The sequence below is a fragment of the Delftia sp. UME58 genome, assembly GCF_014170385.1.
GTDB lineage: Bacteria > Pseudomonadota > Gammaproteobacteria > Burkholderiales > Burkholderiaceae_C > Comamonas > Comamonas acidovorans.
In genome coordinates, this window is record NZ_LZZV01000054.1 from 38,099 (window position 1) to 53,503 (window position 15,405).

The window sequence follows — 15,405 nt, forward strand, 5'->3', positions numbered from 1 at the left end:
ATGAATCTGGCGCTGTTCAAAGTCATCATGGCCCAGGTCAGCGTGCATGCCACCATGGCAGGCATGCGGCTGGCAGCGCCCTTGCTGGCGCTGCAGCAGGGCTATAGCGCGGCGGCCGTGGGCATTTTGCTGGCGCTGTTTGCACTGACCCAGGTGTTCCTGGCGCTGCCGGCCGGGCGCTTCGCGGACAAGCACGGCTTTCGCAAGCCATTTTTCCTATCCATGCTGGCGGCCAGTGGCGGCTGCGCGCTGGCGCTGGCGTTTCCGGTCTATCCCGTGCTGTGCCTGGTGGCGCTGCTGACGGGCGGTGCCAGCGGCGCGGTGGTGATTGCCGTGCAGCGCCATGCGGGGCGGGTCACCCACGATGCGTTGGCGCTCAAGAAGGTGTTCAGCTGGCTGGCCATAGGGCCGGCCATCTCCAACTTCATCGGGCCCTTCAGCACGGGGCTGCTGATCGATCACGCGAATTTTGGCGGCGAGGGCAGCACCATGGGCTACCGCGTCGCCTTCGGCCTGCTGGCCCTGGTGCCCGTGCTGGCCTGGAGCTGGGTGCGCCACACGCAGGAGCTGCCGCCCGTGCGTGCGCCCATAGGAGGCCCCAAGCAGCATGCCTGGGACCTGCTGCGCGACCGCAACTTCCGCAACCTGCTGCTGGTCAATTGGCTGCAGTCGGCGTGCTGGGACGTGCATACCTTCGTGCTGCCGCTGCTGGGCCACGAGAAGGGCCTGAGCGCCTCGGTCATCGGCACGCTGCTGGGCATTTTTGCCGTGGCGGCCGCCGCCATCCGCCTGGCCATGCCGCTGGTGGCCGAGCGCCTGCGTGAAGGCGCCGTGATCTCCGGGGCCATGGCCATCACCGCCTTCGTCTTTGCGCTGTACCCCTTCATGGACTCGGCACTGACCATGGGCGTGTGCTCGGTGATGCTGGGCTTTTCGCTGGGCTCGGTGCAGCCCATGGTCATGAGCATGCTGCACCAGATCACGCCCGAGCACCGCCATGGCGAGGCGCTGGGCCTGCGGCTCATGGCCATCAATGCCTCCAGCGTGGCCATGCCCGTGCTGTTCGGCTCGGCGGGGGCGTTGATCGGCGTGTCTGCGCTGTTCTGGGTGGTGGGCGCGGCCGTGGCCTCGGGCATCCGCACGGCCTGGTTCATGGGGCTGTCGCCGCGCAAGCCGGAATGAAAAAAAGCGACCTGCGCCTTGGTGCGCAGATCGCCTTGCGATGCGGTGGCGGCCTGCCGGCCGCTGCGGCTTACCAGCCGCCAGCGTGGAACTGCTTGATCAGCGCCCAGGCCTCCACCGGATCATCGGTGTAGCGGAACAGCTGCAGGTCCTTGGGCGAGATCGTGCCTTCCTCGATCATCAGGTCGATGTTGAGCAGCCGCTTCCAGAACTCGGTGCCGAACAGGATCACGGGCACGGAATGCGTCTTGCCGGTCTGCATCAGGGTCAGCACCTCGAACAGCTCGTCCAGCGTTCCGAAGCCGCCGGGGAAGGCCACCAGGGCCTTGGCGCGCATCATGAAATGCATCTTGCGCAGGGCGAAGTAGTGGAACTTGAAGCTCAGATCGGGTGAGATGAAGCGGTTGCCGTTTTGCTCGTGCGGCAGCTCGATGTTCAGGCCGATGCTGGGTGCCCCCACGTCATGGGCGCCCCGGTTGGCCGCTTCCATGATGCCGGGGCCGCCTCCCGTGCAGATATAGAGGCGCTCCTCGGGCGGCTGGTTCAGGCTGTCGGCGGCCACGATGCGCGTGAAGGCGCGGGCCTGTTCATAGCGGTGGGCATTGCGCACGGCGCGCTCGGCCACGGCAATGCGCTGGGGATCGTCGCTGGCCTGTGCGTCGGCCAGTTGCTGCTCGGCCTGCTCCAGGTCCACGAAGCGTGCGCTGCCATAGACCACGACGGTGTTTTCTATGCCGCGTTCGATCTGCGCCAGGTCGGGCTTGAGCAGTTCCAGCTGCATGCGGATGCCGCGGGTTTCGCGGCGGAACATGAATTCCGGGTCCGCGAAGGCGAGGCGATTGGAGTTCTGCTGCAATGCCATGCCGTTGTGCGCCTGGTTGTGAAGGGCCGACCAGCCGTTGGCCAGATCGGTATCGGTCAGGGGGGAAGAGATTTGCATGAACCCTCGTACACAGAAAAACCCAGGGCGGCCACGCCTGTGGCCGTTCCATCAAATACGTTGCCAGCGCAGATGATGACTGCACTATACGCTCACAAACTCATAGCCGCAGGGCCCGCATATCCGGTGCTTTGCGCATTGACGCGGCCATGGATGCATTCGTATGCTCAGCGGTTGAGGACAGGGCTTTTGCCCGCCCGCCCGCATCGGCGGGGATTTCAGGCCCGGTTGCGCTTCAGACGTCCGGGTGTTCGACCGGCTCGTTGCGCACGACGCTGCTCAGCGGCGGCGGCACGTCCTGGCCTGCGCGGCGTGCCCGGAACAGGGCTGCACGCATCAGGAAGATGGTGGTGATGGGCACGGTCACCGAAATGAAGACCGCAATCAGCAGCGCATGCACGGCCAGGCTCTGGCCGCTGACGGAAAAGTAGATCCAGGTGGCATGCATGATCAGCCAGCAGCCCATGGTGGCGATGATGGAAGGCGCATGCACGCGCTCGAAATAGCTGCCCAGACGCCACAGTCCCATGGAGCCGAGGAAGGCGATGATGGCGCCGCCCAGCGCCAGCGCGGCCACCAGGATCTGGCACCACAGCGGCAGCGTGGTGGTTTCCGGCATCATTCGATCACCTCGCCGCGCAGCAGGAACTTGGCCATGGCCGTGGAGCCCACGCAGCCGAACAGCGCGACCAGCAAGGCCGCCTCGAAATAGCTGGTGCTGTCGTAGATGATGCCCATCAGCAGCATGGCCAGCATGCCGTTCAGGTACATGCAGTCCAGCGCCAGCACGCGGTCCTGGGCGTGCGGACCCTTGAGCAGGCGCAGCACGGCGCAGCCCATGGCGGCGACCAGCAGGCCCAGCGCGAACATCAAAGTCCAGTGGAACCAGGGCATCATTCGAAAATCTCCATCAGGGGGCGCTCGTAGGAGCGCTTGACGTGCTGGACGATCTCTTCGGGATCATCGACCTCCAGCACATGCAGCATGAGCTGGGAGCGGTCGCGCGAGATCTCGGCCCAGGCCGTGCCGGGCGTGATGCACACGATCATGGCGAGCACGGCCAGGCCGTTGGGATCGCGCAGTTCCAGAGGGATGCGCACGAAGTTGGCCGGGTGCTTGCGCATGCCCGGAAACAGCATGAACCGCACGACATTGAAGTTGGACACGGAGGTGTCCCAGACCACGCGCAGCCCCAGGCGCACGATGGTCAGCGGATGGCGCACGCGCACGGGCAAGGGACGCAGGCCGCGCAGCAGCAGCGGCAGCAACAGGCCCAGCAAGGCGCCCAGCAGGATCTGGCCGCTGCTGAACGAGCGGTTGAGCAGAAGCCACAGCAGGAACAGCGCCACCGACAGCAGCGGCGCGGGCAGCAGGGTTTTCATCATCGGGACTCCTCCTTGCCGGCGGTTGCTCCTGCATCGCCTATGCCAGCGGGTATGGGCGCGCCGCTGGCCTGGGCTGCTGCGCGCGCTGCGCCTTCGGGGCCGGCTTGCAGCCGGGCCTTCTTTTCTGCCGGGCTGGGCTCCGGCTGCGTGCCCATGACGGAGCGCACATAGACATCGGGCGCCAGCAGCGCATCGGCCGCACGCTGCGTGTAGCCCATCAGCTCGCCACCGCGCACGGTGAGTGCCACGCAGCAGGCCAGCAGCACGGCGATGGGCAGGCCTTCGGTCACGCGCAACGAGGGCGAGTTCTGCTCCTCGCTCGCCCAGAAGTGGCGTATGCCGGCGCGCACCAGCGACAGCAGGGCCAGCAGCCCGGTGATGATCATCAGCGCCACCAGCAACCAACCGGCCCAGCCGGCCTGGAAGCCGCTGGAGTTGCCCAGGCCCAGCGGGTTGAGCAGGGCAGACAGCATGGCGAACTTGCCCACGAAGCCCGACAGCGGGGGCAGGCCGGTGACCACCAGCGTGGCCAGCATGAAGCTCAGGCCGATGAAGGCGGCCGCGGCGGGAATGGCACGGCCGATCAGCACCTCTTCGGATTCGTCGAGGTTGAACCCCTCGGTGGGAAGCAGCTCGGCATTGAGGAAGGGCGCCTCATCGTCCTCATAGGGCTCGCCTGCGTCGTCGTCCACGCGCCAGCGGTCCACCACGTCGGCAATCAGGAAGAGCGCGCTCACGGCCAGGGTGGAGCTGGGCAGGTAGTACAGCAGCCCCGCCGTCAGCGCGTTCTGGCCAAAGCCCGACGCGGCCAACAGCGTGCCCGACGAGAGGATGGCCGCAAAACCCGCGATATGCGTCAGCCGCTGCGAGCCCAGCATGCCCAGGCCCCCGAAGGCCATGGTCAGCATGCCGCCGACGATCAGCCAGGTGCTGCCGAACAGGGCGGAGGCACCGGCCTCGGAGCTGAACAGCAGCGTCCACAGCCGCAGCACCACGTAGACGCCCACCTTGGTCATGAGGGCGAACACTGCGCCCACGGGAGCGGTGGCTGCGCTGTAGGCCGGCACCAGCCAGAAGTTCAGCGGCCACATGGCCGCCTTGGTCAGGAAGGCAATGCCCAGGATGGCAGCGGCCGAATGCAGCAGCCCGCGGTCGGCGCTGCTGACCTGGGGGATGGCACGTGCCAGGTCGGCCATGTTCAGCGTGCCGGTCAGGCCGTAGAGCATGGACACGCCGATGAGAAACAGCGACGAGGCCGCAAGATTGATGGCGATGTAGTGCAGGCCCGCCTGGATGCGCGCCCGGCCGGAACCATGCAGCACCAGTCCGTAGGAGGCCGCGAGCATGATCTCGAAGAATACGAACAGGTTGAACAGGTCCGCCGTGAGGAAGGCACCGCTCAGGCCCATCAGCTGGAACTGGAACAGCGAGTGAAAGTGCATCCCCGCGCGGTGCCAGCGGGCGCTGGAGAAGACCAGCGAGGCCAGGGCCACCGTGTAGGTCAGCACCAGCATCATGCCGGTCAGGCGGTCCAGCGCCAGCGAAATACCGAAGGGCATGGGCCAGTTGCCCGGCATGTAGACGCCCAGGTTGACGGGTGCGCCGGCCTGGTCGGTCCACAGCATCAGCATCACGGCCACGCCCAGGCCCAGCAGGGTGGAGACCAGTCCAAGAGCGAATTTGAGGCGCTGGCGCTCTTCGCGCAGCAGCAGCATCAGCGCTGCCGAGAGCATGGGCAGAACGATGGGCGCCAGCATCAGGTGCGGCATGAGACGGGCGGTCAGCTCGTTCATGGCATCTCCTGCTCGGTGCGGGAATGGGCTCCGTCCACATGGTCGGTGGCCGTGGTGCCGCGCGAGGCCAGCAGCACCACCAGGAACAGCGCCGTCATGGCAAAGCCGATCACGATGGCCGTGAGCACCAGCGCCTGGGGCATGGGGTCGGCATAGTGCGCAAGATCCTGCGGCACGCCGGCGCGCAGCACGGGCTCCTTGTCTATGGCCAGGCCCTGGCGGCCCATGCTGAAGATGAAAAGGTTGACTGCATACGACAGCAGGGCCAGGCCCATGATGACCTGGTAGGTCCGTGGGCGCAGCAGCAGCCACACGCCCGAGCCGGTCAGTACGCCGATGGCAATGGCAAGCACGACTTCCATCAGAAACCTCCTCGTGCAAGCGCTGCAGCGGTGGCCTGCTGCACGGCGGCTTCGGCCTCTTCGGCCTGTTGTTGCTGCTCCTCCAGCAGGCGGGCGTGGTAGCGGTGGCTGCGCACCGATTGGTGGGCGATGGCCGTCAGAATGAGCATGGTCGCGCCGACCACCAGCGAGAACACGCCGATGTCGAAGAACAGGGCGCTGGCGAGATGCACGTCGCCGACGACTGGCAGGGTCATATGGAAGGTGTGGCTGGTGAGGAAGGGATAGCCGGCCACGATGGAGCCCATGCCGGTACCCAGTGCGAACAGCAGGCCGACACCGATCCATCGGCGCGGGAAGATCGGCAGGTGGGCCTCGACCCACTGCGTGCCGGAGATGATGTATTGCATCAGCAAGGCGACGGAGAACACCAGGCCGGCCACGAAGCCGCCGCCGGGCTCGTTGTGGCCGCGCATGAAGATGTAGACCGAGACCAGGGCCGCAAAAGGCAGCAGCAGGCGCACCAGCACGGCGGGCACCATCAGGTAGCCCACGGCCGTATCGCCGGCATTGCGCGGATTGAACAGATCGGTCTGCAGGTCACCAGGCATGTAGCGTTGCTGCTCGGGCAGGTCCAGCGTCTCGCGCGCCGGGCGAAAGCGCCGCAGCAGCGCATAGACGACCAGGGCCACGATGCCCAGAACCACGATTTCGCCGAAGGTGTCGAAGCCCCGGAAATCCACCAGCATCACGTTGACCACATTGGTGCCGCCGCCATCGCTGAGCGCATGTTCCAGGAAGAAGGTGGAGGCGCCGTCATAGAAGGGGCGGCTCATCATGGCGAAGGCCAGCCAGGCCATGCCGCCCCCGGCCACCAGCGACAGCAGCAGGTCGCGCATGCGGCGCGAGCGGGCGCGCAGCTCGGCGGACAGCACGGGAATGTGAAGGCTCTTGTCCCGCTTGGGCATCCAGCGCAGGCCCAGCAGCATCAGCACCGTGGTGGCGACCTCGACGACCAGTTGGGTCAGCGCCAGATCGGGTGCCGAGAACCACAGGAAGGTCAGGCAGGTGCACAGGCCCGCGCCGCCCAGCATGATCAGCGCCGTCAGCCGGTGGTACTTGGCTTTCCATGCCGTGCCCAGGGCGCAGAGAATGCCCACGGCCCACAGCATCACGAAGGCGGGCGACAGCGGCAGCATGCCCCGGTCGCCCAGCTTGATGCCTTGCAGCCACAGCGGCAGAGCGCCGGCCAGCACGGCGGTGCAGACCAGCCACAGCATCTGCCACTGCAGACGCATGGTGGACAGGCGCCGGCGCGACCAGCGGCCCAGCAGCGACAGGCGGGCCAGCAGGTTCTCGAAAACACGCTGTCCGCTGATCGTGCCCACCAGCGGCGCGGTATCCATATGGCCGGCCTGGCGCTGCCAGCGCAGCAGCATGTACAGCAGGATGCCGCCGATCAGCGCCACAAGGCTCATGATCAAGGGCATGTTCCAGCCGTGCCAGATGGCCAGGCTGTACTCGGGCAGATCGCCGCCTACCACGGGCGTGGCGGCTGCTGCGAGGAAGCTGCCCACGGCCCACGCCGGCAGCATGCCGACGACCAGGCAGGCCAGCACCAGCAGCTCGACGGGCACGCGCATCCAGTGCGGCGGCTCGTGCGGTTCGTGCGGCAGGTCGGTTGCCTTGGGGCCGAAGAAGACGTCGATGGTGAAGCGCAGCGAATAGGCCACGCTGAACATGCCCGCCACCGTGGCGGCCACGGGCAGGGCAGTGCGCACCCAGGGGGCGGCGTCCAGGTAGACGGTCTCGGCGAAGAACATTTCCTTGGACAGGAAGCCGTTGAGCAGCGGCACGCCCGCCATGGCCGCACTGGCCACGCAGGCCAGCGTGGCCGTGATGGGCATCATGTGCCGCAGGCCCGAGAGCCGGCGGATGTCGCGCGTACCGCTTTCATGGTCGACGATGCCTGCGGCCATGAACAGCGAGGCCTTGAAGGTCGCATGGTTCATGATGTGGAACACCGCAGCCACGGCGGCCAGCTTGCTGTTGAGGCCCAGCAGCAGCGTGATCAGGCCCAGGTGGGAAATCGTCGAATAGGCCAGCAATCCCTTGAGATCGTGCTGGAACATGGCCAGATAGCCGCCGATGAGCAGCGTTGCCGCGCCGGCTCCGCCCACCAGCCAGAACCAGGCATCGGTATCGCCCAGCACGGGCCACATGCGCGCCAGCAGGAAGACGCCGGCCTTGACCATGGTGGCGGAGTGCAGATATGCCGACACCGGCGTGGGTGCGGCCATGGCGTGCGGCAGCCAGAAGTGGAAGGGGAATTGCGCGCTCTTGGTCAGTGCGCCCAACAGGATCAGCACCAGGGCGACCAGGTACAGCTGGTGGTCACGTACCTGCTGGCCCGCCACGAGCACGTTGTCCAGGTCATAGCTGCCCACGATGTGGCCCAGCACCAGCATGCCCGCCAGCATGGCCAGGCCGCCCGTTCCCGTCACCGTCAGCGCCATGCGCGCGCCCCGGCGCGCGTCCTTGCGATGGTGCCAGTAGCCGATCAGAAGAAAGGAGAAAAGGCTGGTCAGCTCCCAGAAGAACGCAATCTGGATGATGTTGCCCGACAGCACCACGCCAGCCATTGCGCCCATGAAGGCCAGAAAGAACGAGAAAAAGCGCGGCACGGGATCGGCCGGCGACATGTAGTAGCGCGCATAAAGCACCACCAGCGAACCGATGCCCAGCACCAGCATGCAGAACATCCAGGCAAAGCCGTCCATGCGGATCACCAGGTTCAGTCCCAGGGCCGGCAGCCACTCGATCTCCTGGCGCAACACCTCTCCATCGGCGATCTGGGGGAACAGCAATGCAGTCTGGATGGCGCAGCCGAGGGCGATGACGCCGGCCAGCGTTGACTCCGTATTGCGCGCATTGGCGGGCAGCATTGCGGCAATCAGGCTGCCGATGAAGGGTAGGAGGATGAGGGTGATCAGGGGCATGGGCGGTTCATTTTACGGGCAAGGTTTTTTGCTTCGCTATGAAAACCTGAGCATGTTTCAGGCTATGGCCGCGCATACCCCGAGGGTAGTACGCATGAAAAACCCGCCGAAGCGGGTTGGATAGAGACAGTTGGCGTACTCAGGAGGCCGCGCCGGCCTTGGCTGGCGTGGCCGGTTTGGTGGCCTGGTCCTTGGTCGGCTTGGCGCCCTTGGCTGTCGTGTCCTTGGCATCGGGCTTGGCGACCTTGCCCTTGTAGCTGCTGCCGTTGACCGTCAGGCCGTCACCCGAGAGCTTTGCGGCGGTCGGTTCGCCCACGCCTTTGACCCGGGCAATGAAATCGGGCCAGTCCTTGAAGGCGGAGGATTTGCGCTCTTCGAGAATGCGTGCCGACATGGCCGGGCCAATGCCCTTGATGGACGTCAGTTCGGCTTCATTCGCCTTGTTGACTTCCACCGCAGCCAAGGCCATCACGGACCACAGCAGTGCAATGAAGCCAGTCATCAGTTTTCTGAACATACAAACCTCCTGATCCCAAAATGTTGAGGGCCGCAACATTGCGACCCAGAGGCATCTTATGCAGGGCCTTGGCGTGCGGCTAGGCGGTGAAGGAGGCCAGCAGGCCCGAGCAGGCAGGGCCGAAAGTGTCCAAAGCCAATGGCCATGCGCCTGCCAAGGCGGTTTCTAGGAATACTCTGAAAATACACCGTCCATGCCGTGTTTGCCAATGGGGGTGACGCGATGCAGGGGATGCGGCTGCTTTCCGCCGCTGCCCCGGATCACAGTTCCTCGACGCGCCGGGCCGGATAGCTGTCCCAGCTCTGGCAGCCGGGGCAATGCCAGAAATGCTGGCGCGCCTCGAAGCCGCAGGCCGCGCAGCGGTAGCGGGTCAGTGGCTTGGCTGCGTGGTCCAGCGCGCGTTGCACGGCCGGGTGGTATTGCTCCTCGGCCAGCTTCTCGCCGGCCAGCCACTGCGCGGCGGCCACCAGGGAGGGCTCCCTGTCCAGATGCTGGACCAGGCGTGCGCGTCCGGGTGCCCTGGTTTCACGATCGTTGCCGTGTGCTTCAATTTGAGCGTCCAGCGCGACCAGCGCCTGCAGCAGATCCAGCGAGGGTGCCTGCTCGTACTGCTGGCTGAGCAGTTGATGGATGTGCTGGCGCTGGCCCGTGGCGGCTGCAATGTCCACCAGCAGCTGGGCTGCCAGCGGCAGCGAGGCGGGAGATTGCTCGGCCAGGCTCTCCAGCGTATGCAAGGCCTGGGCCGATTGCCCCATGCGGTGCAGCAACTGGGCATGCTCCAGGCGCGGGCGTGCGGCCTGGGGTGCGGTGGCGATGGCTTGCTGCAGCCGCTGCAGCGCCTCGGACTGCTGGCCCTGGGCCAGCAAGGACTGGGCGTCTTCGCACAGGTAGTGGGCCAGCCGGCCACTGAAGTCCCCCTGGCTGGCATCCTGCATGCGGCGAGCAATGGCGGCTGCCTGTGTCCAGTCGCGCGAGCGTTCGTAGATGGCCAGCAGTGCCAGGCGGGCCTCGGCCTCGAAGGCCGTACCTTCCAGGCGGCGCAGCGCGTCCTCGGCACGATCGAGCAGCCCTGCCTTCAGAAAGTCCTGGGCCAGCGCATGCTGGGCACGGTCGCGGTCCACGCGGCTGAGGTCGCCGCGCGACAGCAGGTGCTCGTGCACGCGCACGGCGCGGTTGTATTCGCCACGGCGGCGGAAGAGGTTGCCCAGGGCGAAATGCAGCTCCGAGGTGTCGGGGTCGTTCTGCACTGCTTCGATGAAGGCGTCGATGGCCTTGTCCTGCTGCTCGTTGAGCAGGAAGTTCAGGCCCTTGAAATAGGCCTTGGGTGCCTGGCGGTTTTCGGCGCGAATCTGCCGCAGGTCCCAGCGCGAGGCCAGCCAGCCCAGCACGAAGGCCACGGGCAGGCCCAGCAATATCCAGCTCAGATCAAATTCCATGCACGTCGCCCGGCAGGATGGGGGATGGGGCGGTCTTGGGCGCCGTGGCCGCTGCCGGTGCCTCGGTCGTGGCAGGCACCGCAGCCTGGGTCGAGCGTGCGGCGTTGCGGTGCTTGAGCCAGCGCGGCACCATGCCCAGAACGCCCACGATCAGGCCCAGCGCGAAGGCGGCCAGCACCACCAGTACCAGTGGCGCAGTCCAGGAGGTGCCGAAGAAGAAGTGCACCGTCGCGTCCTGCTGGTTGTTCAGCGCGAAAGCGAACAGCGTAAAAAAAATGGCCGCCTTGAGCAGCCACAGGAAGTACTTCATGTGTTCCCTTGTGTGACGGGAACGATTCTAGAGCCTGGCGGAGAGGGCGGCTGCGGCGCGCGCAGCCGGTCAGCCGACTTTCAGGCGGCAGGGCCGGTGCCTGTGCCGGAGCCTGTGTTGTCTGTATCGATGACTGCGCCGGGGCGCAGGTCCACGGCTTCGCGCAGGGCCTTGCCGGGCTTGAAGTGCGGCACGCGCTTGGACGGAATGTGGACGGCCTCGCCACTGCGGGGATTGCGGCCCATGCGGGGCGGGCGATGGTTGACCGAGAAACTGCCAAAGCCGCGGATTTCGATGCGATGGCCGCGCACCAGGGCATCGCTGACGGCGTCAAGAATCGTCTTGACGGCCTGCTCGGCATCGCGCTGGCTCAGTTGGCCAAAGCGGGCTGCGAGTTCTTCGACGAGATCGGATCGGGTCATCAAGGATAGGAATCAGGGGTTGAAATGGCGACGGGCGCCCGGAGGCACCCGTCGCATCCGACCTTCAGCGGTCAGCAGGCTGGCTGCTGATTACTTGTCGGAGTTGTCCAGCTTGGCGCGCAGCAGGGCGCCCAGGCTGGTCGTGCCGGCGTTTTCCTTGGCCGACTGGGCGGACAGGGAAGCCATGGCTTCTTGCTGGTCAACCTGGTCCTTGGCCTTGATCGACAGCTGGATGTTGCGGGTCTTGCGATCCACATTGACCACCACGGCGGTGATCTCGTCGCCTTCCTTCAGCACCGAGCGGGCATCTTCCACGCGGTCCACGGCGATTTCCGAAGCACGCAGGTAACCGATGATGTCTTCGCCCAGGTCGATTTCAGCACCACGTGCGTCCACCGTCTTGACCTTGCCCGACACGATCTGGCCCTTGTCGTTCACGGTCACGAACGTTGTGAAGGGGTCGCTGTCCAGCTGCTTGATGCCCAGGGAGATGCGCTCGCGCTCGACGTCCACGGCCAGCACGATGGCTTCGACTTCCTGGCCCTTCTTGTAGTTGCGCACGGCGGCTTCGCCGGGCTCGTTCCAGGACAGGTCGGACAGGTGCACCAGGCCGTCGATACCGGCAGCCAGGCCCACGAACACGCCGAAGTCGGTGATCGACTTGATCGGGCCCTTGACGCGGTCGCCGCGCTTGGTGTTTTGCGCGAACTCTTGCCATGGGTTGGCCTTGCACTGCTTCATGCCCAGCGAGATGCGACGCTTGTCTTCGTCGATCTCCAGCACCATGACTTCGACTTCGTCACCCAGGGTCACGAGCTTGGTCGGAGCAATGTTCTTGTTGGTCCAGTCCATTTCGGAGACGTGCACCAGGCCTTCGATGCCGGGTTCCAGCTCGACGAACGCGCCGTAGTCGGCAATGTTCGTGACCTTGCCGAACAGGCGGGTGCTCGAGGGGTAGCGGCGCGAAACGCCCATCCACGGGTCGTCGCCCATTTGCTTCAGGCCCAGCGAGACACGGTTCTTCTCGGTGTCGAACTTGAGGATCTTGGCGGTGATTTCCTGGCCAGCCTGCACGACTTCCGAGGGATGACGCACGCGGCGCCATGCCATGTCGGTGATGTGCAGCAGGCCGTCGATGCCGCCCAGGTCCACGAACGCACCGTATTCGGTGATGTTCTTGACCACGCCTTGAACGATGGCGCCTTCCTTCAGCGTCTCCATCAGCTTGGCGCGCTCTTCGCCCATCGAGGCTTCGACCACGGCGCGGCGGCTCAGCACCACGTTGTTGCGCTTGCGGTCCAGCTTGATGACCTTGAACTCCATCGTCTTGTTTTCGTACGGAGTCAGGTCCTTGATCGGACGGGTGTCGATCAGCGAGCCGGGCAGGAAGGCACGGATGCCGTTGACCAGCACCGTCAGGCCGCCCTTGACCTTGCCGGAGGTCGTGCCGGTCACGAATTCGCCCGATTCCAGGGCCTTTTCCAGAGCCAGCCACGAGGCCAAGCGCTTGGCGGTGTCGCGCGACAGGATGGTGTCGCCGTAGCCGTTTTCGATCGAGCCGATGGCGACCGACACAAAGTCGCCCACCTGGACTTCGATTTCTCCCTGGTCGTTCTTGAATTCGTCGATTGGCACGTAGGCTTCCGACTTCAGGCCAGCGTTCACGACGACGAAGTTGTGCTCGACGCGCACGACTTCAGCGGTGATGACCTCGCCAGGACGCATTTCCGTGCGTTGCAGCGATTCTTCAAACAGGGAGGCAAAAGATTCAGACATGTATTTCCTTGCCCGCAAACAGGTTTCCGCCGGCACTATTGCCAGGCGTTTCTAGGACTGCTTGCGGAGGTGTTGTGGGTTCAACCACGGTGTTGGAGTCTATGAACCTCGGGCCGTACACGGGGCGGTGCCGCCATGTCTGGGCCCGGAGGGCGGGTTGCCGGCCGTGCGGCGCAACTGGCAATCAGTCGCGGCCGAACGGCTGGCGTTCCTGCCACCACGAAAGCACCTGCTCTGCCACCTCTTCGATGGAGAGCTCGGAGCTGTCAAGCAGCATGGAATCCTGGGCGGGCTTGAGCGGTGCAACGCTGCGGTTCATGTCCCGCGCATCGCGTGCTTCAAGGTCAGCCCGAAGGGCGCTTATGTTAGCGGCAATTCCTTTGGAAATCAACTGCTTATGCCGGCGCTCAGCGCGACAGGCGGCGGAGGCCGACAAATAGACCTTGAGGGGAGCATGGGGAAAGATCACTGTGCCCATGTCGCGGCCGTCGGCAACCAGCCCCGGAAGCTGCTGGAAGGACAGCTGCAGGTCCACCAGTGCGTCGCGCACGGCAGGCAGGGCCGAGACGCGCGAGGCGTTCATGCCCGACTCCTCGCTGCGCAGGATGAGGGTGACATCCTCGTCGCCCAGCCAGATGCGCTGCTCTGCGTCAAAGCGCACGGGCAGCTCGCGCGCCAGCACGGCGATCTGCTGGGCATGCGGTTCGTCAAGCACCATGCCGGCGCGCGATGCGGCCAGCCCCGTGAGCCGGTACAGCGCGCCCGAGTCCAGCAGGTGGTAGCCCAGGGCCTGGGCGACCTCGGCGGCAATCGTGCCCTTGCCCGAGGCCGTGGGGCCATCGATGCAGATCACGGGAATGCGCGCGCGGGCCGTCTCGCAGACCGAGAACAGGGCCTCGAAGTAGTCGGGGAAGGTCTTGGCGACGCACTTGGGGTCTTCGATGCGCACGGGCAGGGCGGCCGGGTTGAAGGCCGCCAGCGAGAAGCACATGGCCACGCGGTGGTCGTCGTAGGTGTGGATGCTGGCCGCACGCCATGCGGCGGTGGACGCGGGCGGCGTGATGCGGATGAAGTCCGCGCCCTCCTCGACATCGGCGCCCAGCTTGCGCAGCTCCTTGGTCATGGCCGCGATGCGGTCGGTTTCCTTGACACGCCAGCTTGCGATATTGCGCAGCGTGGTCGTGCCATCGGCATACAGGGCCATGACGGCCAGCGTCATGGCGGCATCGGGGATGTGGTTGCAGTCCAGGTCGATGGCCTTGAGCGGCCATGCGCCACGGCGGATGCGCAGCCAGTTGGGGCCGCCTTCCACCTCGGCGCCCATGGCGCGCGCGGCCTCGACAAAGCGGATATCGCCCTGGATGGAGTCCAGCCCTACGCCGAGGATGCGGATGCCTTCGGCGCTGTCCGAGGCGATGGCGCCCAGTGCGATGAAGTAGCTGGCCGACGAGGCGTCTGCCTCGACATGGATCTCGCCAGGCGAGCGGTAGCGGCTGCCGGCCGGGATGGTGAAGCGCTGCCAGCTCTCGTTGTGCACGGCAATGCCGAAACGGGCCAGCAATTCCAGCGTGATGTGGATGTAGGGCTTGGAGATCAGCTCGCCCACGACTTCGATGGTGATGTCGCGCGTGCTGGCCAGCAGCGGCAGCGCCATCAGCAGCGAGGTCAGGAACTGGCTGGAGACATCGCCACGCACCTGGATGGGGCTGTGCGGCAGCTGCGAGAAATCGGGCTGGCGGATGTGCAGCGGGGGAAAGCCCTCGTTGCCCAGGTAGTCGATACGGCAGCCGAGCTGGCGCAGCGCATCGACCAGATCGCCGATGGGGCGCTCATGCATGCGCGGCACGCCGCTGAGCTTGAAGTCGCCGCCCAGCACGGACAGGGCTGCAGTCAGCGGCCGCATGGCCGTGCCGGCGTTGCCCATGAACAGTTCGGCGCTGGTGCCAGGGGGCAGGATGCCGCCCAGGCCGGTGATGCGCACGGGCTGGCCGAGGGTGATGGTCGCGGGCTCCACCGTGCAGCCCAGCTGCTGCAGGGCCCGGAGCATGACGCGCGTGTCGTCCGAGTCGAGCAGGTCGTGGACCACGGTCGTGCCCTGGCTCAGCGCCGCGAGCAGCAGCACGCGGTTCGAGATGCTCTTGGAGCCCGGCAGGCTCACCGTGCCCTGCGCGCGGGAGAGGGGTGGGAGATCGAGGAAGGCGGTACTGAACATGGCAATTCGGAGGCAAACAGGCTGTCGGGAGGCATTGCGGCCGCGCCGGCCGCAATGCACAGGAGCGCTTTGGGTGCGCCGGGCTTGCGTCT

Annotated in this window: 14 protein-coding genes; 1 reads left to right on the forward strand and 13 read right to left on the reverse strand. The window is 65.9% G+C overall.

Annotated features, from left to right (window positions below; translation table 11 throughout):
- On the forward strand, positions 1-1,182 hold the full coding sequence (locus A9976_RS15195; RefSeq protein ID WP_183019722.1) for an MFS transporter: 1,182 nt from the start codon (positions 1-3) through the stop codon (positions 1,180-1,182).
- 70 nt (positions 1,183-1,252) lie between these two features.
- On the opposite strand, the gene A9976_RS15200 is transcribed toward A9976_RS15195, so the two are convergent.
- The 13 genes from A9976_RS15200 to A9976_RS15260 form a co-directional block, all read right to left on the reverse strand.
- The gene (locus tag A9976_RS15200; RefSeq protein ID WP_183019723.1) at positions 1,253-2,122 is read right to left on the reverse strand and encodes an LOG family protein; all 870 of its coding nucleotides are present in this window, start codon (positions 2,120-2,122) and stop codon (positions 1,253-1,255) included.
- Positions 2,123-2,357: 235 nt separating this feature from the next.
- Positions 2,358-2,744 carry a monovalent cation/H(+) antiporter subunit G gene (locus tag A9976_RS15205; RefSeq protein WP_183019724.1) on the reverse strand — a complete coding sequence of 129 codons (387 nt, stop codon included), beginning with the start codon at positions 2,742-2,744 and terminating at the stop codon, positions 2,358-2,360.
- Entirely contained in the window at positions 2,741-3,019 is a 279-nt protein-coding gene (locus A9976_RS15210; RefSeq protein ID WP_012206532.1) for a K+/H+ antiporter subunit F, read from the reverse strand. Before A9976_RS15210 ends, A9976_RS15205 begins: the two co-directional genes overlap by 4 nt.
- Positions 3,016-3,507: a Na+/H+ antiporter subunit E gene (locus tag A9976_RS15215; RefSeq protein ID WP_016450497.1), complete on the reverse strand. Its 492-nt coding sequence runs from the start codon at positions 3,505-3,507 to the stop codon at positions 3,016-3,018. The genes A9976_RS15210 and A9976_RS15215 overlap by 4 nt, the downstream gene beginning before the upstream one ends.
- Entirely contained in the window at positions 3,504-5,300 is a 1,797-nt protein-coding gene (locus A9976_RS15220) for a monovalent cation/H+ antiporter subunit D (RefSeq protein ID WP_183019725.1), read from the reverse strand. The genes A9976_RS15215 and A9976_RS15220 overlap by 4 nt, the downstream gene beginning before the upstream one ends.
- The gene (locus tag A9976_RS15225) at positions 5,297-5,662 is read right to left on the reverse strand and encodes a Na+/H+ antiporter subunit C (protein WP_012206529.1); all 366 of its coding nucleotides are present in this window, start codon (positions 5,660-5,662) and stop codon (positions 5,297-5,299) included. The genes A9976_RS15220 and A9976_RS15225 overlap by 4 nt, the downstream gene beginning before the upstream one ends.
- Positions 5,662-8,640: a monovalent cation/H+ antiporter subunit A gene (locus tag A9976_RS15230; RefSeq protein WP_183019726.1), complete on the reverse strand. Its 2,979-nt coding sequence runs from the start codon at positions 8,638-8,640 to the stop codon at positions 5,662-5,664. The genes A9976_RS15225 and A9976_RS15230 overlap by 1 nt, the downstream gene beginning before the upstream one ends.
- Positions 8,641-8,779: 139 nt before the next feature.
- Positions 8,780-9,157, reverse strand: a complete 378-nt coding sequence (locus A9976_RS15235; protein ID WP_183019727.1) for a helix-hairpin-helix domain-containing protein — start codon at positions 9,155-9,157, stop codon at positions 8,780-8,782.
- 260 nt (positions 9,158-9,417) lie between these two features.
- A complete protein-coding gene (lapB, locus tag A9976_RS15240; protein WP_183019728.1) occupies positions 9,418-10,593 on the reverse strand; it encodes a lipopolysaccharide assembly protein LapB in 1,176 nt (391 codons plus the stop codon).
- The gene (locus tag A9976_RS15245; RefSeq protein ID WP_183019729.1) at positions 10,583-10,903 is read right to left on the reverse strand and encodes a lipopolysaccharide assembly LapA domain-containing protein; all 321 of its coding nucleotides are present in this window, start codon (positions 10,901-10,903) and stop codon (positions 10,583-10,585) included. The genes lapB and A9976_RS15245 overlap by 11 nt, the downstream gene beginning before the upstream one ends.
- A gap of 80 nt (positions 10,904-10,983) precedes the next feature.
- Complete coding sequence (locus tag A9976_RS15250; RefSeq protein WP_063325833.1) at positions 10,984-11,325, reverse strand: integration host factor subunit beta; 342 nt, start codon at positions 11,323-11,325, stop codon at positions 10,984-10,986.
- 90 nt (positions 11,326-11,415) lie between these two features.
- Positions 11,416-13,119, reverse strand: a complete 1,704-nt coding sequence (gene rpsA / locus A9976_RS15255) for a 30S ribosomal protein S1 (protein WP_288124655.1) — start codon at positions 13,117-13,119, stop codon at positions 11,416-11,418.
- 166 nt (positions 13,120-13,285) lie between these two features.
- Entirely contained in the window at positions 13,286-15,313 is a 2,028-nt protein-coding gene (locus tag A9976_RS15260) for a bifunctional 3-phosphoshikimate 1-carboxyvinyltransferase/cytidylate kinase (RefSeq protein ID WP_183019730.1), read from the reverse strand.
- Between the last annotated feature and the right edge of the window lie 92 nt (positions 15,314-15,405).